Origin of the sequence: Companilactobacillus jidongensis, assembly GCF_003946575.1 — a bacterium.
GTDB lineage: Bacteria > Bacillota > Bacilli > Lactobacillales > Lactobacillaceae > Companilactobacillus > Companilactobacillus jidongensis.
On sequence record NZ_RHOP01000006.1, the window covers coordinates 54,638 to 73,145 of the forward strand.

At 35.4% G+C, this 18,508-nt stretch carries 33 protein-coding genes and 1 tRNA gene; 6 read left to right on the top strand and 28 right to left on the bottom strand.

The window, feature by feature from the left end:
* Window positions 1–83: 83 nt before the first annotated feature.
* The 24 genes from EKM68_RS05025 to EKM68_RS13535 form a co-directional block, all read right to left on the bottom strand.
* Window positions 84–284: a hypothetical protein gene (locus tag EKM68_RS05025; protein WP_125588577.1), complete on the bottom strand. Its 201-nt coding sequence runs from the start codon at window positions 282–284 to the stop codon at window positions 84–86.
* Window positions 271–540: a hypothetical protein gene (locus EKM68_RS05030; protein WP_125588578.1), complete on the bottom strand. Its 270-nt coding sequence runs from the start codon at window positions 538–540 to the stop codon at window positions 271–273. The genes EKM68_RS05025 and EKM68_RS05030 overlap by 14 nt, the downstream gene beginning before the upstream one ends.
* Window positions 537–758, bottom strand: a complete 222-nt coding sequence (locus EKM68_RS05035; RefSeq protein ID WP_125588579.1) for a DUF1642 domain-containing protein — start codon at window positions 756–758, stop codon at window positions 537–539. Before EKM68_RS05035 ends, EKM68_RS05030 begins: the two co-directional genes overlap by 4 nt.
* Entirely contained in the window at window positions 742–945 is a 204-nt protein-coding gene (locus EKM68_RS05040; RefSeq protein WP_125588580.1) for a hypothetical protein, read from the bottom strand. Before EKM68_RS05040 ends, EKM68_RS05035 begins: the two co-directional genes overlap by 17 nt.
* 12 nt (window positions 946–957) lie before the next feature.
* On the bottom strand, window positions 958–1,158 hold the full coding sequence (locus EKM68_RS05045; RefSeq protein ID WP_125588581.1) for a hypothetical protein: 201 nt from the start codon (window positions 1,156–1,158) through the stop codon (window positions 958–960).
* Window positions 1,159–1,252: 94 nt separating this feature from the next.
* On the bottom strand, window positions 1,253–1,624 hold the full coding sequence (locus EKM68_RS05050; protein WP_125588582.1) for a hypothetical protein: 372 nt from the start codon (window positions 1,622–1,624) through the stop codon (window positions 1,253–1,255).
* Entirely contained in the window at window positions 1,614–2,402 is a 789-nt protein-coding gene (locus EKM68_RS05055) for a DNA cytosine methyltransferase (RefSeq protein WP_125588583.1), read from the bottom strand. Before EKM68_RS05055 ends, EKM68_RS05050 begins: the two co-directional genes overlap by 11 nt.
* A gap of 10 nt (window positions 2,403–2,412) precedes the next feature.
* Entirely contained in the window at window positions 2,413–2,859 is a 447-nt protein-coding gene (gene ssb / locus EKM68_RS05060) for a single-stranded DNA-binding protein (protein ID WP_125588584.1), read from the bottom strand.
* On the bottom strand, window positions 2,860–3,624 hold the full coding sequence (locus tag EKM68_RS05065) for a phage antirepressor KilAC domain-containing protein (protein WP_125588585.1): 765 nt from the start codon (window positions 3,622–3,624) through the stop codon (window positions 2,860–2,862).
* A 176-nt stretch (window positions 3,625–3,800) separates the two neighbouring features.
* On the bottom strand, window positions 3,801–4,022 hold the full coding sequence (locus EKM68_RS05070; RefSeq protein WP_125588586.1) for a helix-turn-helix domain-containing protein: 222 nt from the start codon (window positions 4,020–4,022) through the stop codon (window positions 3,801–3,803).
* Complete coding sequence (locus EKM68_RS05075) at window positions 4,009–4,482, bottom strand: hypothetical protein (RefSeq protein ID WP_125588587.1); 474 nt, start codon at window positions 4,480–4,482, stop codon at window positions 4,009–4,011. Before EKM68_RS05075 ends, EKM68_RS05070 begins: the two co-directional genes overlap by 14 nt.
* Window positions 4,482–4,895, bottom strand: a complete 414-nt coding sequence (locus EKM68_RS05080) for a RusA family crossover junction endodeoxyribonuclease (RefSeq protein ID WP_125588588.1) — start codon at window positions 4,893–4,895, stop codon at window positions 4,482–4,484. Before EKM68_RS05080 ends, EKM68_RS05075 begins: the two co-directional genes overlap by 1 nt.
* Window positions 4,896–5,150, bottom strand: a complete 255-nt coding sequence (locus EKM68_RS05085) for a helix-turn-helix domain-containing protein (protein WP_125588589.1) — start codon at window positions 5,148–5,150, stop codon at window positions 4,896–4,898.
* 1 nt (window position 5,151) lies between these two features.
* On the bottom strand, window positions 5,152–5,436 hold the full coding sequence (locus tag EKM68_RS05090) for a hypothetical protein (protein ID WP_125588590.1): 285 nt from the start codon (window positions 5,434–5,436) through the stop codon (window positions 5,152–5,154).
* The gene (locus EKM68_RS05095; protein WP_125588591.1) at window positions 5,433–5,732 is read right to left on the bottom strand and encodes a hypothetical protein; all 300 of its coding nucleotides are present in this window, start codon (window positions 5,730–5,732) and stop codon (window positions 5,433–5,435) included. The genes EKM68_RS05090 and EKM68_RS05095 overlap by 4 nt, the downstream gene beginning before the upstream one ends.
* 3 nt (window positions 5,733–5,735) lie before the next feature.
* Entirely contained in the window at window positions 5,736–6,494 is a 759-nt protein-coding gene (locus EKM68_RS05100) for an ATP-binding protein (RefSeq protein ID WP_225422970.1), read from the bottom strand.
* A 29-nt stretch (window positions 6,495–6,523) separates the two neighbouring features.
* Window positions 6,524–7,321, bottom strand: coding sequence for a conserved phage C-terminal domain-containing protein (locus EKM68_RS13675; protein ID WP_225422967.1), 798 nt, complete (start codon window positions 7,319–7,321; stop codon window positions 6,524–6,526).
* 26 nt (window positions 7,322–7,347) lie between these two features.
* Entirely contained in the window at window positions 7,348–8,097 is a 750-nt protein-coding gene (locus EKM68_RS05115; protein ID WP_125588593.1) for an ERF family protein, read from the bottom strand.
* A 2-nt stretch (window positions 8,098–8,099) separates the two neighbouring features.
* Window positions 8,100–8,642 (bottom strand): host-nuclease inhibitor Gam family protein, encoded by a 543-nt coding sequence (locus tag EKM68_RS05120; RefSeq protein ID WP_125588594.1) that lies wholly within the window; start codon window positions 8,640–8,642, stop codon window positions 8,100–8,102.
* Window positions 8,643–8,671: 29 nt separating this feature from the next.
* The gene (locus EKM68_RS05125) at window positions 8,672–9,043 is read right to left on the bottom strand and encodes a hypothetical protein (RefSeq protein ID WP_125588595.1); all 372 of its coding nucleotides are present in this window, start codon (window positions 9,041–9,043) and stop codon (window positions 8,672–8,674) included.
* 287 nt (window positions 9,044–9,330) lie between these two features.
* The gene (locus EKM68_RS05130; protein WP_125588596.1) at window positions 9,331–9,606 is read right to left on the bottom strand and encodes an SPFH domain-containing protein; all 276 of its coding nucleotides are present in this window, start codon (window positions 9,604–9,606) and stop codon (window positions 9,331–9,333) included.
* A gap of 2 nt (window positions 9,607–9,608) precedes the next feature.
* Window positions 9,609–9,935 carry a DUF771 domain-containing protein gene (locus EKM68_RS05135; RefSeq protein ID WP_125588597.1) on the bottom strand — a complete coding sequence of 109 codons (327 nt, stop codon included), beginning with the start codon at window positions 9,933–9,935 and terminating at the stop codon, window positions 9,609–9,611.
* A gap of 5 nt (window positions 9,936–9,940) precedes the next feature.
* Window positions 9,941–10,423, bottom strand: coding sequence for a hypothetical protein (locus EKM68_RS05140; RefSeq protein WP_125588598.1), 483 nt, complete (start codon window positions 10,421–10,423; stop codon window positions 9,941–9,943).
* A 69-nt stretch (window positions 10,424–10,492) separates the two neighbouring features.
* A complete protein-coding gene (locus tag EKM68_RS13535) occupies window positions 10,493–10,732 on the bottom strand; it encodes a helix-turn-helix domain-containing protein (protein ID WP_164509361.1) in 240 nt (79 codons plus the stop codon).
* Window positions 10,733–10,870: 138 nt separating this feature from the next.
* Between EKM68_RS13535 and EKM68_RS05150 the strand changes: the two genes are divergently transcribed.
* The 6 genes from EKM68_RS05150 to EKM68_RS05175 all read left to right on the top strand — a co-directional run bounded on the left by EKM68_RS05150 (window position 10,871) and on the right by EKM68_RS05175 (window position 14,538).
* Window positions 10,871–11,212 (top strand): helix-turn-helix domain-containing protein, encoded by a 342-nt coding sequence (locus EKM68_RS05150; RefSeq protein ID WP_125588600.1) that lies wholly within the window; start codon window positions 10,871–10,873, stop codon window positions 11,210–11,212.
* Complete coding sequence (locus tag EKM68_RS05155; RefSeq protein WP_125588601.1) at window positions 11,202–11,609, top strand: ImmA/IrrE family metallo-endopeptidase; 408 nt, start codon at window positions 11,202–11,204, stop codon at window positions 11,607–11,609. Before EKM68_RS05150 ends, EKM68_RS05155 begins: the two co-directional genes overlap by 11 nt.
* 77 nt (window positions 11,610–11,686) lie before the next feature.
* Window positions 11,687–12,307 carry a DUF4064 domain-containing protein gene (locus tag EKM68_RS05160; RefSeq protein ID WP_125588602.1) on the top strand — a complete coding sequence of 207 codons (621 nt, stop codon included), beginning with the start codon at window positions 11,687–11,689 and terminating at the stop codon, window positions 12,305–12,307.
* A gap of 103 nt (window positions 12,308–12,410) precedes the next feature.
* Complete coding sequence (locus EKM68_RS05165) at window positions 12,411–12,902, top strand: hypothetical protein (protein ID WP_125588603.1); 492 nt, start codon at window positions 12,411–12,413, stop codon at window positions 12,900–12,902.
* Window positions 12,902–13,240 (top strand): hypothetical protein, encoded by a 339-nt coding sequence (locus tag EKM68_RS05170; RefSeq protein ID WP_125588604.1) that lies wholly within the window; start codon window positions 12,902–12,904, stop codon window positions 13,238–13,240. Before EKM68_RS05165 ends, EKM68_RS05170 begins: the two co-directional genes overlap by 1 nt.
* Window positions 13,241–13,398: 158 nt before the next feature.
* Window positions 13,399–14,538 (top strand): tyrosine-type recombinase/integrase, encoded by a 1,140-nt coding sequence (locus tag EKM68_RS05175; RefSeq protein WP_125588605.1) that lies wholly within the window; start codon window positions 13,399–13,401, stop codon window positions 14,536–14,538.
* Between the two features lie 251 nt (window positions 14,539–14,789).
* Here the strand turns inward: EKM68_RS05175 and EKM68_RS05180 are convergent.
* The 4 genes from EKM68_RS05180 to EKM68_RS05195 all read right to left on the bottom strand — a co-directional run bounded on the left by EKM68_RS05180 (window position 14,790) and on the right by EKM68_RS05195 (window position 18,493).
* A tRNA-Ser gene (locus EKM68_RS05180) sits at window positions 14,790–14,877 on the bottom strand.
* A 34-nt stretch (window positions 14,878–14,911) separates the two neighbouring features.
* Window positions 14,912–15,430: an adenine phosphoribosyltransferase gene (locus EKM68_RS05185; RefSeq protein ID WP_125588606.1), complete on the bottom strand. Its 519-nt coding sequence runs from the start codon at window positions 15,428–15,430 to the stop codon at window positions 14,912–14,914.
* 21 nt (window positions 15,431–15,451) lie between these two features.
* The gene (recJ, locus tag EKM68_RS05190; RefSeq protein ID WP_125588607.1) at window positions 15,452–17,761 is read right to left on the bottom strand and encodes a single-stranded-DNA-specific exonuclease RecJ; all 2,310 of its coding nucleotides are present in this window, start codon (window positions 17,759–17,761) and stop codon (window positions 15,452–15,454) included.
* A 69-nt stretch (window positions 17,762–17,830) separates the two neighbouring features.
* Entirely contained in the window at window positions 17,831–18,493 is a 663-nt protein-coding gene (locus EKM68_RS05195; protein WP_125588608.1) for a class A sortase, read from the bottom strand.
* Window positions 18,494–18,508: the final 15 nt, after the last annotated feature.

The following is an 18,508-nucleotide window of genomic DNA, read 5'->3' on the forward strand; positions in this document are numbered from 1 at the left end:
CTTTTGTGATATAATTGGAATTGATTGAAATATCACACGTAGTCTTGCAAACTTTGGTCGGTGGCAAGGCTATTTTTTTGTCCTTATTTTCCTGTTAACTCGCCTAAAGTAATTGCACTTACTGCAATTAGAAAACTAACATTAGCTATTAGCCCCCAGTCAATTTCCTTGTTTTGCTGGATCTCTTTACTCAAAAGATCATTTTTACGTTCCAAATTATTACATCTTCTTTGGAGTCCCTCTAAAGAAGATGTTACTTTCGAAGCAAATTCATTGATTTCCATTCTTTTCTTCCACCTCACAATGTAAGATCATTCCTGCACAATCTTGAATGGATATTGATCTACCATCTTCAAATGTAATATCGTACTCCATTGTGTAAGTCTCCATGTCGGATAATGATATTGTCTTTATTGATTTAACTTTTCCATAAGACGGATCAATAAAATCATTGCTTTGAATATTGTACAAAGGCTTTTGTCCTATAAAATAGGCTCGATAACGATATGGATTTTCTATCTCTATTCCTACTAATTTCATTTTTCCACCTCGTAAACTGGGATTGCAAATGGTACAAATCTTTCATCTATATTTTTAATTTCCTGCATCGTGAATTTAGTCTTGTAATCTTTATCAGAATCATCAACGTTATGTAGGAAATACTCACGGAAAGACGGTTGATAATTTAGATAACCTTTGTCGTTATTAATTAATTGCACATAATATAATTGTGTTAAAATCTTAACCCCTCCTGACATGCATATTCCTCCTGCAATTCAAATCTTGCCATAGATCATCTTCATGCTGTAATCGGCTATCATGTCCAATATTCCAACGATTTAACTCGTTAATATAGAACAGCGCCTTATTCATGGCCTTTGCAATTTCGACCAGCGTATAGCCTTTTTTACGCATTTGATAAACCGCTAAATTATCATCATTCATGGTTGAACCTCCTTAGAACGGCGTGATTATTTTCCAAATGATGTCATTCTTTTCACCAGAAGTTAGATGTCGTTTTGCTTCTTTAAATTCAGGTTTCCACTCATATATTTTGGCTTGGTTGGTATTGATATATGAAATAGTTGCTTCGATATCCTTGTTGTGTTCTTCAAAAATTGATTCAATGAAATTTGAATATATTTTTTTATAATTCATATTAGCCTCCTAAATCCGAATAATTATCTCTGCTGGTAGCATATATTTCAGCCATTTTCTTAACATTAAAAGTTTGGCCATTATTGATTTAAAGCTATTCCCGAACTATATTGGTATTAATGATAGTTATGTCTTCCGGATAAACTTTTCTAATGCAATGGTTATTAATTGCAACTAAATACACCGCTTTATATTCATCGTATGTTTGAACAATATCATCTGGGTGAAAATCATCTGCACCAAGTTCAAGTGTCATAAATATTTTTAGTTTTCGTACGCCTATTAGAATTCCTGTTTCGATTGCTTCCACTCTTTTATATTTTTCGATTTCGAGATAATCACCGGGTTCAAGGGTTTTAATATATTCATCTAACGATTGAAAATTACTATTTGGCCATTCGACTGTTTTTTTATTTAAGTGGGCTTTAATCTTTACCCTTGTACCAAAATCAAGTTTATTTTTCATTGCTTTGCCCCCTATCTATTTGGACGATTGCTTGAAATATAGGTAAGACTTGTTGTGGTACAACTGCATTACCTAACGCTTTAAGTCTGTCCACCCCTTCGGAAAGCCCATCATCATTTCGTTGAATTTGGCGGCTTGAATTGGCGATTGCTCGAGCGCCTGCAGATAGTACGTCATACGGATTGTTCCCGCCTTCCTTCCAGGCTTTATCCTTAATGCTCTGCGTAAACTTCCCAATACATCGTTCTTCGCTACTTTGATCCAAGCCGATCCATCGCTTGCTGTTGGAGTGGGCCACAATGAACGTTCTTTGTCTTTGGTGTGGCGTCCCGACGGCCAAAGCTGGAAGTATAAATGTCCTTGCTTCGTAGCCAACGCTTTCCAAGTTAGATAGCGTTCTGTCGAGCTCCATATTGGCGAAGTTAGCAACATTTTCTCCAACAACCCAATCTGGCTTGATTTCTTTGATAATTCTAAACATTTCCGGCCAGAGATCTCTGTCATCTTCCGTGCCTTTTCGCTTCCCGGCAATACTGAAAGGTTGGCAAGGGAATCCTCCGGAAATAACGTCAATTGCTCCAGGATCAACACCCACTTTTCTAAGTGATTCTTTATTTATTTTCTTAACATCGGGTAGAATCGGGATACCTTTAAAATTTTTCTTCAAAACTTTAACCGGAAAATCTGCCATTTCAGAAAGGGCAACCACATTAATACCAGCTGTTTGTTCAGCTAGAGCTACCCCCCCGATTCCTGCGAATAATTCAATTGCATTCATTTTTAACTCCTCAAAATGGTAAATCTGAATCTGAAATGTCGATTGGCTTACTGTTATCAGCAAAAGGATCACTGTTATTTTTCTGTGAGTTATCTGTAGGCTTATTAGCAGTATCTGCTGGCTTACTGCTAGTTTTGCCCTTTGATTCAAGCAGTGAGAAATTCTCAACAATAACGTCTGTCCGATATACTCGTTGGCCCTGCTTGTTATCGTATGAACTAGTTTGAATACGTCCATCTAGTCCAACCAGTGATCCTTTATGAGTTAAATTAGTAAAGTTTTCCGCAGCCTTTCTCCAAATAACACAATTAATAAAGTCGGCTTCACGTTCACCTTGAGAATTAGTAAATTGTCTGTTTACAGCCAATGTGAAGCTTACAACAGCCACATCATTAGCTGTACGTTTCAATTCTGGATCACGCGTTAAGCGTCCTACTAAAACAGTTCTATTGATCATTTATACTTCCACCTTTTCGTTAGCTTTCAAAAACTTATTAATAAAGTATTTTTGTCCCTTAGTCGTAACAAGCGTTGTAAAACTAACTGTTGGGTTTGTGTATCGATGGATCACTGGCGTTTCTCTAACCTCGAATACTCCTAAATTAACGGCTTTTTGAGTTGGCGTATAACCGTTGTGCTGCTTAATCAAATAACCTTTTTCAACTAGCCATCTAAACAGTTCTTTTTGACCAATAGCGATACCATTCTTGAAAAGTAATTTTGCTAAATCCCTAATCAGAATGGTGTCATCACTTTTTGAAATCTGATCAGCAAATTGTGCTTTTGGGGTCAATTCTGAAATTCGAATATCTTTCTGCTTGAGCTGTTCGCCTGCTTGCATTAATAGATCAGCAAGTGAATCAGGATTATGAGTTATGTCATAGGCTTTCTGATCAGTCATGTAATTGCCATGCTTACGAATCGAAGGAAGTACCTCGTCAGCTACCCAATCCGTGAATTCCTCAGCTTGTGGCATTTTAGAATTGAATACCAATTTATAAAGTCCAGCCTCACTAATAATCACAAATGATTGCTTGCCTCCGGGGGTCATCAAATCAGTGACCCCTTTATACTTATCCGGAACATGAGCATTAACAGCATTTGCTGTATTTGAATACTGCAGTGTTTTGGCAACGTCTTTAGCAATAAAATACGGTTCGCCGTTAATCTCAACAGCTCGAATGTCGTAACCTTTAAAATTGAATAATTGTAAGTTATTCATAAGCCTTCCCCTCCGTTATTTTCTTTTCTGAATTAAATTATTCCTACGTGAAATCCTTGTACCAGTTGCATCCTGCTTTTTCTCAATTAAACTTTTGCCATTTTGCTTGTTTTGACGAAATAGATCGAACCTTGAAATTATCAAAATTAGCAAAACGATTAAAATGGCCTTTTGTATCATTTGCCTATCTCTATTTTTTTAAAAAAGTAGCTGGGATCAGCATTGAAGTAGTTGCATAGTTTCTCTAACACGTCCATACGAATAGTCTTATCTGGAAAACGTCTCAACTGACTGATTGTGTCCTTATGAATACCGCTACCTTTAGCGACTCCAATGTTAGTTAGATCATTGTTACTCATGATTTCCTGCATTCTGTTTTCTAACCTAATCTGTTTCAAACGTATGCATCTCCTGCAATTTCAATTTGTAAAAATGCTGTTCTAATTGTGATGAAATATATTTGGCACCGTCATAAGCATTAAGCTCATTTGGAAAAGCATATTGGTTATCAAATCCAATCACTCGTATACAATGCGACTTGATTTTCTCGATGCTCTCCAGATCTTCATCATCAAGCTCTGGTTGTAAGAATCCTAAGTTCTTTGAGTCTAAATAACTTACTTTAAGATCTCCATCATCAATCATTAAATAACCACCAAACGTTATCCCCCCTACTGGAGAATCGTCTAAAAACTCATAGTAATCATTGTAATAATCGAGTGGCATCGATTTAGGAATGACCACATAACCATTTTTCCCATAACTAACTGGATTTGGAGAATCAACGGTAGCTATATCAAATTCTTTTAAATCTGGTTTTTCTAATTTGTGTCCTTCTAAAAACTCTTTATATGTCATTATTTTTCTAGCTCCCTTATGTCTATTTCAACCCGTGGTTGCTCGTCATAATCTTTTTCAATATCAAATTTAGTAATCTGACCATCGTCGAACCATGCATGTTTTAAGCCGTCAAAAATGGATTTAGTGTAATTATCTAGATCAGGCTTAACACTTGGTTTAACCTCATGATTTGCACGTCTGGCATACTCTTTCTTCGATAATCCTTTTTGAATTGGTCGGTAAAAATGAAGTTTGGCCACCAGCGGAACACCACGCTCAAATAACTGCTTATTGTGATACTTATTCCAATATTCAACTGCCACATATTTCTTGTAACTGTCGTACTTTGGCTCGTTATGTGTTCCCCACTTAGTGACTCTTGGACGTGCTGCAGGAACGGGATCACCCATGATTGTTAGTATTAATTCCATTTAGTCCCTCGCCTTTAACCAATTTAAAAAATCCTGTGCAAGTTCTATCGATGAATCTTTGTTTGAATAACCAAATAAATCATTTGGAGTTATATATAGCTGATCACAAATCTTTTTGATTACAACAAAGCGAATCATGGAATTATTCCCATTAGCTAAACTGGTTATTGTATTTCTTGAAATACCTGTACGCTTATGAAGCTCGGTATAGCTTATATTTTTATTTGCTAGAATCTCTTTTAACTTTAGTTGCATGTCAATTCCTCACTTTTATGCTCATAACGGATCTTCTGAAACGCTTATTTCTTTCGCCATCAAATATCCATCTCCACTCGACATCGTTACGATTCAAATATGCTGTTTCGATCCAATTAAAATTAGCTTCCAAGAATTTGAGATGTTGCTCAATATCGTTCAAATTATCATCTACAATTGATGATTGTGTTTTATGGTTTTCCCAATCTAGCTTGTTCCAATCCTTTGCAAGTGACCTAACCATGGATGGCAGGAATATTGCTATTACATCGTATGCACCCATCATGCTGACACCTCACTATTTGAGTTATGAAGCCTGTTAATATCGAATGTTATTAGATCATCTAATTCGTCCATAAGACTGTTAACAGCATCTACACGTTCTGTTATATCGGCTGATGGATAATAAATATCATTTTCTCTTTGCAAGTGCTCAAGTCTATTTCTCATCAAACTAAACTTATATTTAGTATCCTCAACTGCATCTAGATCAACGACTAAGTTTTGCTTAGCCATTTCAACCCCGTATGGTTCAATATCATTTTTATATAAAATTTCATCTCTTATTTTTTTAGAAATCATAATTTAACTTCTCCTTTTGTCTTTACCAACGAACTGAATAAAATGTGTCGGGTCTCTCGTTAACAAGCGGCTTACAATCTTGGGGTGATACATCGATTGCAATTCGTTCGTTGTGTTATTTGTTGTAATAATATTTGCCTTACTCTTGCGGTAATCAGCTATACGAAATAAGACTTCTTGCTTGTGTTTAGTTGATTGATCAACTGCAGAACCAGTTTTAAATGTGGTCTCACTGCCTAGATCATCTAAAACAAGAACATCACACTTTCTGATGCACTGTTCTGCCTTGTATAACTCATCTTTATCCCAAGAATTGTTATTCTTATATACGGTCCATTCCAAATTCATGAACATTTCTACGCTGACGAATAAACAACTCAACTCACAACTTTGTATTGAGTTCAAAGCGTTCAGGATACTAACAGCGAGCATTGTCTTTCCACGGCCGGGATCACCACTAAATAAATAATTCTCTTTGGATCCTAAGTAGATGTCTTTGCCTATTTTCTTAGCCTGTAGCAACTCTCGCTGTAGTTCAGGTGTATCAGTATCAAAGTCATCAAACACCGTTTTTAGGTCGTCAGGGTCACTGACAAGTGAGCTCTTAAAAATTCGCTTACGTTCGCTTTGATGTAGCTGTTTAGTGAACCTAATAGACTCCTGCTCCTGTAGCTTCTCTCGATCATCATCAATATTGGAAGGATCAATATTGATGCCTTTCTTTGCTAATTGCTTAACCATTTGATCAATAGCAAATCCCATTGATTCCACGTACTACACCTCCCAACTTTTTAGAATGGTAATTCATCGAATTCATATCCTTGTGGTTGATTATTCCAGTTACTTGATTGATTAGGTTCAGGATCAGAATTGAGATAACCCTCAAACTTAGTCCCAAACAGCGTTTCTGGTCTTAGATACTTATTCATGCTGGTATCCTTGAGCCACTCTGTACACTTGTTGTCGATAACCTTTTTAAAGTCATCAAGTCTGTAACCGTCATTCCACCTAGCACGGATATATTTATTATTAGTTTCAGCAGATCTAAAATGTTTACCAGTCTTTGAATTTAAATAATCAATTATTGATTTGAAAGGTATGTCATGTTGAGCTTGCTCGACATTATCTTTACTATTTTCTTTACTTTCCTTTTCTTTACTTCTCTTGCCATCGTTTTTAGGTGGGGTGGCTATAGGGTGGCTATTACCACCCTTGCTATTTTCTTTAACTTTGCTATTTCCCCATCGCTTATTGGCTCCACGTTTACCTGCATCGGATAGTTTTTTAGATTTAGAATCTTTGAGAGCCATACGTTTTTTGAAACCTTCGGAGTAAAAATACTTACCGTCATCGGTAAAGACAAATAACCCAAAGTCCTCAACAATAGCTTTGATAATCGAAGTGTCTACACGAAGGTCATAGGCTAATGTGTTATAGTCTCTAATACTCGTATAGTCATCTTCGTCTCGCAATCGTTCTAAGATCATAAAATAAGTTCCATATCCTTCAGCACCATACTTCATTCGAACTCGTGATAGCTTAGTGGAGTTTCTGGCATTAGAATCATGAGAAAAATAGTTGTTCAACATAGTCCCTCCATTTCTATCATCAAATATTAAGCGGTTTGTTTCTTATTCTCTTTTTCTTGCTTACTTAGTTGTGCTTGTTTTCCTTGCTCGATTCCCTTGCTTAGATAAGTAATCATTTGATCGCCAACAGCATTTGAGATGTCTTTAACAGTGGATACCCCATACTTATTAAATAGACTTGATTCAAATTCTTTTCTATCCATTTCAAATAATTCTGATGCTTGAGTGATCATGTCAATGATCTGATTTTCCTTAGCCTTATTAATCTTTTTATCAGCAAAGTTAGTTGTAGGCTTCTTAGTTTGATACTGGTTACTATTAGATCTATTTGAGTAGCTATTATTTGATTGATTTGACTTGTTCATAGAAGCACCATTACCGTCGTCATCAATGTCGCTTGTGATGCCTAGTGCAGCACTTAACGCATATCTCTTTGCATAAGTACCAGCAGAACCAGCTGCTTGAGCGTCATGCTTACCGGTTATAACTACTTGAAGTGGTCCAAACATGACATACTGACCACTTTCATGAGATACCAGTGTAGTAACAGATACGACACCAGCATTAACATCACTAGATAATTCCTGTGAATACACGATTCCACACGATTCTCCTAACGCCTTAATAGCATCATCGGCAGATTTAACAATGCCGTCTAATGTCACGTAATTACTTTTGAAGAATGGGTTCTCGGCAGTCTTAGAAGGCTGTGTTAATTTCTGACGGAATGCAATCATTCCCTTTGTCCACTTATCAATATTTTCTGACATTTGCATAATTAATCCTCCTTGATACTTACTGTCACGGATCTACCTTGTGGCTCTACTTCAATACCATCAACAGGAACACCATTTTCTGTTACGACTCTTCCATCTACTACGGTTGATGATTGTTTCAATGACTTCTTATTTAGAATCTTCTTTACGTAGTCATCTTCTCCGCTTTCTTCGAGCGATTTAACTGCGGCGTCCTCATCTTGATAGTTCCATTTCTTCGGTGTCTTTCTATCTGAAATCTTTCCATATGGAGTATTAATTTTAAAACTCTTATCCTGATCTTTCTTGATTCGATAGTATGAAAGAAGTGTGCCTTGAAAACGTTCGATAGTATTGTTATTTGTTTTTTGTTGCATCTCACGCCAAGTATTAATTCGTTCAACCTCCTGATCAGCACTTTCATCAATCGACTTGTTTTCTTCTTTTAAAGCCTTGATTTTACGGAAGTACCAATTAACTTGTTTTGGATCAAGAATCTCATCAGGTAATTGGCTTTCCTCCTTTTGAATACTATTAACTTCGTCTTTAAAAAACGGATTAAGCATAATTAGTTGTCCTCCTAATTTTTTAATTTCTAACTTCTTTTTACTTGCGTGAACTTCAACATATCTCCAAATTCATTAGCTTCTTGTTTGAAACCATTTAATAGGAATTGATGTTTCCCTTGTGGTGTCATCTCGTTAAACAGCTGTGATACACCATAGGTACTACTTTCTAGCAACCAACTTACAAACAGGTCTGTTTCCCCATAATCAAAGTAATGTCCATCAAACTCTAAGACATCACTATATGGGTCAAACGCTTCATGTTTGAAATCTTTAATAATCTCGCCATCGACTGTGAAGTAATTCTTGTTTAAGTTTTTAGTGGTTCCGTACGAATTAATAGATCTATAACGTTCCTCGTCATATAAACAGGAATTGTCTAAATCAATTGATTTAATCATTTGAATTCCTCCGTGTGCTATAATTTAAGTATTAAAAATATTTCTTATTTCTGGACTTGCTATTTTACGGATAGCAGGTCTTTTTTTATGACATCAGGTGTTCGATCAGTATACGTATCAGTAACGTAATTCTTAGTTGAAAAATGAGCTGATAACATTCTTAACAATCTCATGTTGTTTCCTCACCCACCTTTCATCGACATCGAATAATTCAAGTACACCACCATATAACGTGATGGCATAACCTACTATGAGTGCAATTCCAATTACGATTAGGTAACTCATGACTAATCCCATTCTTTCGAGAATAGATATTCAACATTATCTGATTTGTCTGATGATAACTTAATAACTGCAATTCCTGATTCTTCTAAGAAATTGATACATTCCTCGGAAATCTCATGATCAAAACTCTTACGGAACTTGTAAATCTTTTGCATTAACATTTGACACATTTGACTGATAATAGGATCAACAATATGTTCGAAGTCCTCCATATCATTTCCAAGCTGTTCAGCGTTGTTTAAAGCTCTTTTTGCGTAATCTGTTGTGTTATAAATCATTTTTAAAATCTCCCTTTGACAAAATATTGTGGATGTTCTTCAACGAACTTTTTAAATCTAATTGATTGGAATTTCCAAGGACTACCAGAACCAGTAGAATATCTAACACACCCACCCTTATCCATATCTAGGACGTCACGGTATCTGTCTAGTTTCTTTACTAAAGTTGGGGCTGAACAACCAGCAATTTTACATGCCCAAGGAAGCAATTCGATACCCTCGTCAGCAGGCTTGCTGATCAAATCCTTCAGTTTATCTTTTCGTACCCAAGCCAGTACGTATCCATCTTTTTCCGGAATACCAAATGGTAAAGTCTCTGGTTCTTGCATTTATTTCACCCTCTTTCGCCTAATGCAGCTTGTTTAAGTGATATGTGGTACCTATGTGACATTGCTGTTGCACAAGCACGCATAATTGAACTCGTTCTGAACATTTTGAATATTCCAAATTTGATAATATTTTCATCAGGATTACTCTTGCTAATTTCTTTAAGTGCATTTTCGATTGCACTATCACTATTCAAATCTTCAATCTGCGTACCTATCAGCAATGATGATGTTTCTTGGTTATACTCACTAGAAATATTTAGCAAAACCGGCGGTAGATTGAACAGGTAGCAATTAACAGCCAACGAAAATCTTGTATCATCAATTGCGTTTGATAGATTAACCAAGTATTCATCTTTGATTGGAGTTCCTTTAAACCATTTACCAACAGTTGTTTTTGACGTTCCTGCTATTGCTGCTAAATCGGTATCATTGAAATTTTGACGATCTTGCATATTTAAAACCTCTTGCACGATGTTTATATTGCTCATTCTTATCACCTCCTTGATAACTCCGGCTTACAAAACTGACTTCATTTGTAAATCGACTTTTTTGTACTATTAAGATGTTGATAATAAATATTTACTAATAACGGATTCCGTTAGTTTATCATCAAAAAAAATAGACACATCTACATCTAAAAATTTTGCTATTTTTTCTAGCATGATTGGATCAATTGACTTATTAGTGTTTTCTATCCTGGAATATCTCATTTGACTTATGTTTAAAAACTCAGCAACGGATTTTTGCTTTACTCCTTTTGCTTGTCTTATTTTTTTGACGTTGTTCTGCAAATTCAATTTATCATCTCCTTTAGTTGATAAATACATTATACTAACGTATTCCGTTAATGTAAAGCTTTTTTTCAATTTTTTCGTTAGTTTTATAACTAATTTCGTTACTAATGATATATTAAAGATTATTAGGAGTTGATAGACATGGCTACAATTGGAGAACGAATTAAAGAGTATAGAAAGAAAAAACATCTTACTCAAAAGGAGTTAAGCAATCTTATTCATAAAACTCCACAAGTGATTTCTAATTATGAACGTGGCTATAGCACGCCCGATTCTTTAGTTATGAAAGACATTGCGGCTGCTTTAGATGTCTCGTTGGATGTTTTAAGTGCTAATAAAAACTCACAAGTAAAATCAAAAAAGAAGCACGTGGACCTTGCTGATGATGACATTGTTATGTCATATGAAGGGAAACCAATCCCCCCTGAAGATTTAGAAGTTATGCGTAGATTTCTAAGGGGTGGAAAGAATAATGGACAATGATGTAATTACTTACTTAATGAATATTGCTTTTGATAATAAGATAGTTATTAACTTTTTTGATAATTTAGATCCCAATACACCACCAGGCTCGGATGTGGAGACAAGAAGAATTGCTATGAATTCAAGGTGGCATAATAAATCAGAGATACCTTTTCAATTAGCTCATGAGCTGGGTCATATTCTATCTGACCAACAATCAACTAAAATCCTCTATTTCACTCCATATAAGTATGGCATGGAGTTAGAAGCCAACGAGTATGCTATTGATCTACTTCTTCCTTTATATTTAAACGATAAAGAGAAAGATGATGTTAACAGTCATGGATTTATGAGTTACTTCAATGTTCCCTATCATCTTGAAGACGTGGTCATTAGGGAAATAAAAAAATTACTATAGCCTATTGTACAAAAAGCTTATTTAAAAAATGTCCAAACACTGACGACATTAAAAGCTGAATTTTAGGGGGCTTTATTATGATTATGTGGCTTATTACCATTTTTATGGGTTTTATGGTTTACTACCTGTTTAAAAACAAGAGCAAAGGATGGGGTTATCTTTTTGTATTTTTAACAATTTTTTGTTTAATTATTTCAATTGGAATATCTGCTGATAAAGATGATTCTAATTCAAATAAATCGTCCAAGAATAAAACTGAAAAAGTTGCAACAAAGAAAAAAGAAAAGTCTAAACCTACGGCAAATGCAACTTCTTCAAAACCAAAATCTAAGGATAACGAAGACGCAAAGGTTAAGGCGACTAAAAAAGCGAACGATCAAAAAAACTTTGACGATTATAAAAATGCCCTTACTACTCTTCCTGATCAATCCAATGGTGCTCTGACTAAAGCATATGTAGACAATGATAGTGGAAATACTGTCTTGGTTCTTTCTGACGATGCTTTATCACTTTCAAGTAATGAACTAAAGAGTGTATGTAAAAGTGCATGGGATTTAGGAATTAAGATGTCTAGCAGCTATATGCCCGGAGATAACTCTGTAGGCGATGCAAGTAAATACATAACTATAGAAGATAACACTGGTAATAGGCTTGCTCACACGTCTTTATTTGGTTCTTTTAAATATGACGGTGAATAACTAATAATTAGCCGGAAACGGCTTTTTTTTAATAATAAAAGAAACAAATTTTGGGTATATAAATAGCCATGCCGTGGCATGACTAAATATTGGAGGTACTAACATGGAAAACCCATTTGATAAATTTACAGTATATAAAAGTCCTAGTGTTGTAAAGTTCGATATTAAATTATTAAAAGGAGAACTTTATGATGATTCCGATACTGATTCAAAAATAAAAATCAATTTGAATATCGATACATACATTCCGTATGAGACAGGAATTATTCAATCATTGGATTTCAATTTATATGCTATGAATGACAGATCAGATGTTCCATCAAGTGATGGAATAATTCATATGGAACCCGCTGCAGGCATTAAAGTTAACGTTAATGAATTGATAAAATCGAAAGATCCTAGTTTTGCTTCTCACTATAATATTTTCCAATTAAACCACGATTTTGAATTTGTATCTCCATTTATTGGTACTAATTACAATTTGCTGGGGGTTAACGTTGTTATTAATAGAACTCCAGATATCAACTTTCCAATAGCAAAGGAAAGTATTTATACAACTGTAGTTCCCACGTACTATTTAAGTGAGGAAATCTAATGTCCGGCGGAAAGGTTATACAATTAAAAAATTTTACTTCCATTGCTCCCCAAGACATGGATTCATTCGATAGTGATACAATGAAGAAAAGTGATTCAACTTATCATTCTAATCACAGTGGAGGTGGATCAGATATGGATAAATATGCTACCAAAGAAGAACTAAAGCATACTCAAGAAATCTTATCTGAAAAGATTAATCATAGATCTGATGTAATTGAAGAAAAGATTGCCGGAGTAAAATCACAAATTGAATCTAGCAACAAACTTCTCTATTGGATTTTGGGAATCTTCGGAGCCGTATTCACCGGATTACTTGTTGCACTTCTTACTAAATAAACAAAGCCATTAACAGGCTTTTTTATTTTTAGTATTAAAAGAACATATGTGCCCCTTAAATTGACATTTTCTTCATATTCGTCAATAGAACTATAAAAAATACTCAAAACAAGACAAATCTTATAAAACAAGTTTACGAAAGAAAGGAAATTGTAATTATGGCAACAATTCATAAACGCAATGGAAAATGGGAATATCGTGTTTCCTATAAAGATCCTACTACTGGCAAATATAGAAATAAAACAAAGGGCGGGTTCGTCAGGAAAACAGATTGTGTTGAAGCTGCCCGAATAATCGAAATGGACAAATCAAACAATGTAAACTTATCTAAAAAAGAAGTCCTCTTCTCTGATTACTTTAAAGAATGGGTCAATACATACAAGATTGAAGGACGATCTAAATCTACCGTTAATCGATATTACTTCACACATAAAGTAATTAAAGAGAACTTTCCTGATGAGCGGCTTATTGATGTAACCAAAAAGGAATACCAAACATTCATGAATAAATTCGGAAAGAAAAGAACTTTGGTTACTATGCAGAAGTATCAATCCTTTATACATCAAATGGTTGTTGAAGCAATCGAGGAAGGCATTATCCACAAAGATTTTACTAGGAACGTTGAATTAATTGCAGGACGTGATTCAAAAAAAGAATCTGATAAATTTCTTGAGCCTGATGATTATGTCAATTTGATAAAGATCTCAAAAGCCAAATCTGGATATTCAAACATTTCGGCAACTATGATCTATCTTGCTACCGAAACTGGTATGAGATATGAGGAAATAACTGCCCTAACATGGGACAAGATTAACTTCGATGATTCTACTATTAGAGTTGATAAAGCCTACAGGCGTGATGAAATAGAGCTTCAAAAGACTAAGACACCTTCTAGTGTAAGAACACTCACTATATCCGATGAATGTTTAGATGTACTAAAAAACTACAAACTTGAGCAGCAACTTTATTTCAAATCAATTGGCTACATTGATAAGGGCAACTTTGTATTTAGGACAAAATATAGAACCCTGGTTCAATCTAAAACCGTTAACGATTCCCTTAAAGATTTATTGACTTTGATCGGTGCTAAAAAGATGGTTAGTTTTCATGATATTAGACATACTCACATATCTTATCTAATGGACAGCGGTATGAATCCGAAATTCGTATCGCAACATGCAGGCCACAAGGAGTTAAAAACCACTTTGAAGTATTATACCCATTTATTCAATAAGACCGCTCTTGAGCAAAATAACGAGCTGAAGGATATCTTTGATAACATAACAAAAGAACATTAACCTAATGATACCAACGACAAATAGTATTTTTTGCGCAAACCCATTTTTCGACAATTTCTCTTTGCGCAGGCTTTTTTTATTGAAATTGGTATACCTCTAAAAATCATCAAAATATCATTCCTGCGCAAAACTCTGCGCAAATAACATTTAAATTCTCCTACGTTTTTTATAAAGCAAAAAAAGAGGAACACCGTTAATTCGGTATTCCTCTAACTGTTTTTGAGAACTTTTGTTCTCTTTTATTCTAAAAAAGGAGAGTACAGGATTTGAACCTGCGCGCCGGTATTAGCCGGTTCGCCGGATTTCGAGTCCGGTGCATTGCCACTCTGCCAACTCTCCATAATAAGAGGCATTCGCCTCTACTATTATATTATTAATATTGCATCAATGTAAACATATCATAGCCTTTTATTTTGTCGCGACCGTGAAGATCCTTCAATTCAATCAAAAAAGCAGTTCCGACAACGATACCACCAAGTTTTTCAACGAGGTCAATTGTTGCGGCCAATGTTCCACCTGTAGCCATTAAATCATCAACGACTAGAACCTTTTGTCCTGGCTTTACTGCATCCATCTGCATGTAGAGTGAACTTTGTCCATATTCCAAATCATAAGTAATTGATTCAGTTTTGCGAGGCAACTTACCCTTTTTACGTGCTGGAGCAAAACCAACACCCAGTTTGTAAGCCACTGGACAGCCAACGATAAATCCACGTGCTTCGGGTCCAGCAATCATCTCTGCGCCACGGCTCTTAGCATATTCAACTATTTCATCTGTTGCAGCGGCATATGCTTTGCCGTCCAACATTAATGGTGAAATGTCACGAAATAGTACACCTGGTTCTGGAAAATCCGGAACATTAGCAACATATTTCTTAAAATCAATATCCATCTTTTAATTTCTCCATTCAATCTAACAATGACAATCGTAATCGCTCATCCACGACAGCAGATCATCAAAATCAGACTCAATTAATATTTTTTCAACATCATTGCGTTGTAATCTCTTAAGATATGTTGGAGATTCAATCAATTCGCGTTGTTGTGAAGCATTAGCTTTTTCAACAAAGCCATTTACCATTTTAACAAAATCTAACTCAAAAAACACTTTTAAATAGAAATCTATATCAGATTTTTTATATCCAAGATATTCTGAGACCAAATCCATTCCATCAGCCTTGATATTTTGATGAGTATAAATATATTTTAAAAAACTCTTCATAGCAATCATATCAGGCTTTAAGTAGCGATTGGTCAAATCCGTATGGAAATATAGAGCTACGTGCTTAGTTTTGTTATTCTTGATGAATTCTTCGAACAATTCCAAATTATGCGGGCGATCATAAATCAGTATATTCTCTCCATCACAGGATTCATTATACATGATTAGCTTCACGTTGGGGTGTTGGCGGTCCGCAGCCTCATAATACATTTCATTGAAGAAGACTACTGCATCGAATTTGTCTAAGATAGCACCGGAAATTTGCTTGTTTCGATAATCAAAGTAGACATCTTGTAACTGACTGATTTTTAAACCTTCAGATGATACTTCAAAATCATCAATCATCAATTGTAGATTCTTGCGGCCAGCCCATTCATTAATACCGAGTTCACCATAGACATCACAAACGTCAGTATTCATATTCTCAGCTTTAGAGAACATTCCAAAACCAATTGCGCCAACTTGTTGTTGCTTATCGGTAATATTAGCTTTCAAGTGTGTTCCGTCTTTACCAATCGACTTAACTTGTGATAATGAAACGTTGCTTAACTTCAAAACTGGCTTAGGATTTCCCATACCAAATGGAGCTAATCGCCCAATCTCTTTGATCAAATCGAAATTCAAATTCTTCATTTCAACATCAAGGTCAAAGTACTTAGTAACTGAACCTTCTGGATTGAAATTTTGTTTAGCCGGTTCTTCCAACAATAACGGTGTTAGTTTTTCTAAACCTTCTTTTGAAATAGAAAAACCACAAGCTTGCGCATGTCCGCCAAAACTAGCAAATAAATCGTTGTGTGCATTTAACGCTTCAAACAAATTGAAACCTTCTGGACTTCGACCAGATCCCTTGTACAATTGGGAATCCTCATCATACCGCATTACTAATGCCGGTTTATTTTCTTGGTCTACTGCCCTACTGGCAACGATTCCTAATATTCCTTGATGCCACTTGTCACTTTTTAGAAGTAAGACACCATCGTCTTTTTGTTCAGCAATTTGCGATTCAGAATCATTGAATGCTGTGGCAACTAATTCTTGACGCTTAGTATTTATTTCTTCAGTTTCATCCACAATTTCTTTGGCAAATGATTCATCACCAGTCGTCAATAATTCCACTCCAGATGACGCATTTGTCAGTCGACCCAAAGCATTGATTCTTGGCGCAATCTTAAACCCAACATCTTCTTCAGTCATTTGGTTAATTTTTAATTTACATTTTTTAATAAGTGCACCTAGACCAACATGTTTATTGTCAGCCATTCGTTTCAAACCTTCAGTCACAATTACACGATTTTCGCCCAATAGTGGCACAGAATCTGCGATTGTTCCAATTGCGGCTAGGTCAATCAAATCAAGTGCATCATCACCTAACAATGCATCCGCAATTTTGAAGGCGACACCTGCACCGGACAAATATGGACAAACATACTCTGAACCAGGGATTGTTGGATGAACGATTGCATCGGCTTCTGGCAATTCATCTGGTAAATCATGATGATCGGTAATAACAACTTTGATTCCTTGATTCTTAAGATACTTGATTTCATTTTTACCACTGACACCATTGTCGACTGTTATTAATAAATCTATATTTTGGTCAGCTAAAAATTTATAAACATCCAAATTAGGGCCGTATCCATCTTTGAAACGATCTGGAATATAAAATATTGGCTTCACACCGAGCTTTTGCAATGTCAGTTTCATAATCGAAGTACTAGTTACACCGTCGGCATCATAGTCACCATAAATAGCAATCTTACTGCCACTTTCAACAGCTTCATCGATTACTTCCAGTGCTTTATCCATATCATGAAGTCCAAATGGATCTTGCAACTCAGTCACATCAGCGTGAATAAAATCATCTATATCAGATTTCGACGTTAAATCACGAGAAATAAGCAATTCAGCTAAAACTTCACTGACATTGTTCTCTTTTGAAAAATCTGAAATTTCTTTTTTAGTGGGATTCTTTCTTTTTTCCCAATTGATTAATACCACTACATCACCTACTAACTAAATCATTATAACAGTGTTTATGACAAAAAAATAAGCTTGACATTGCCAAGCCTATTTGGAAAATACTGCAAGTGTAGTCTTATTTGCGGGCATGGTGCTTACTAGCGAAGCTTGAATCGCCCATCTATTAGTACCACCATCAGCACAAGTAATTAGTGTCAAAAGCTTTTGGCCTTTTTCATCATCTAATAAATAAACTGCGGTTGGTGGAACTATTTTTTTGTAGAATATTTTGTAAGTATAGACATGTTTCATATTAGTAATATATGCGAGATCACCAATTTGTGCATTCTCAAGTGGAGAGAATAACGCACCCTTAGCCGTCATATAGTGACCCGCAAGCGCATAGTTATTCTGCCCCATCTTCTCATATTCCTTCATTGTTCCCCCACCAGTCGAAAGAGAATTATCACTCAATCCCTTAACAATAGGTAGAGACAACTTTACAGAAGGCACAGCCATCTTACCGATAACCGCCGCATCATTGTTGACAGATGCATTGGCTACTTGTGAAGCTGTCAGTGGTTTGACCTTCTTAAAATCAAACTCACCTTTTTTATTCTCATTCTTCTTTACCTTGTTAACTGTCAATGAACTCAAATGATAATCAGATATCCGGCTGACCGCATACTCCTTAATTGGTTCATTAAAAATCAACGCTAAAGCTACTAATAAAAGTACAACTGTTCCTAAAATTGTAAAAAATTTCTTCATGGTTTTACATTCCGT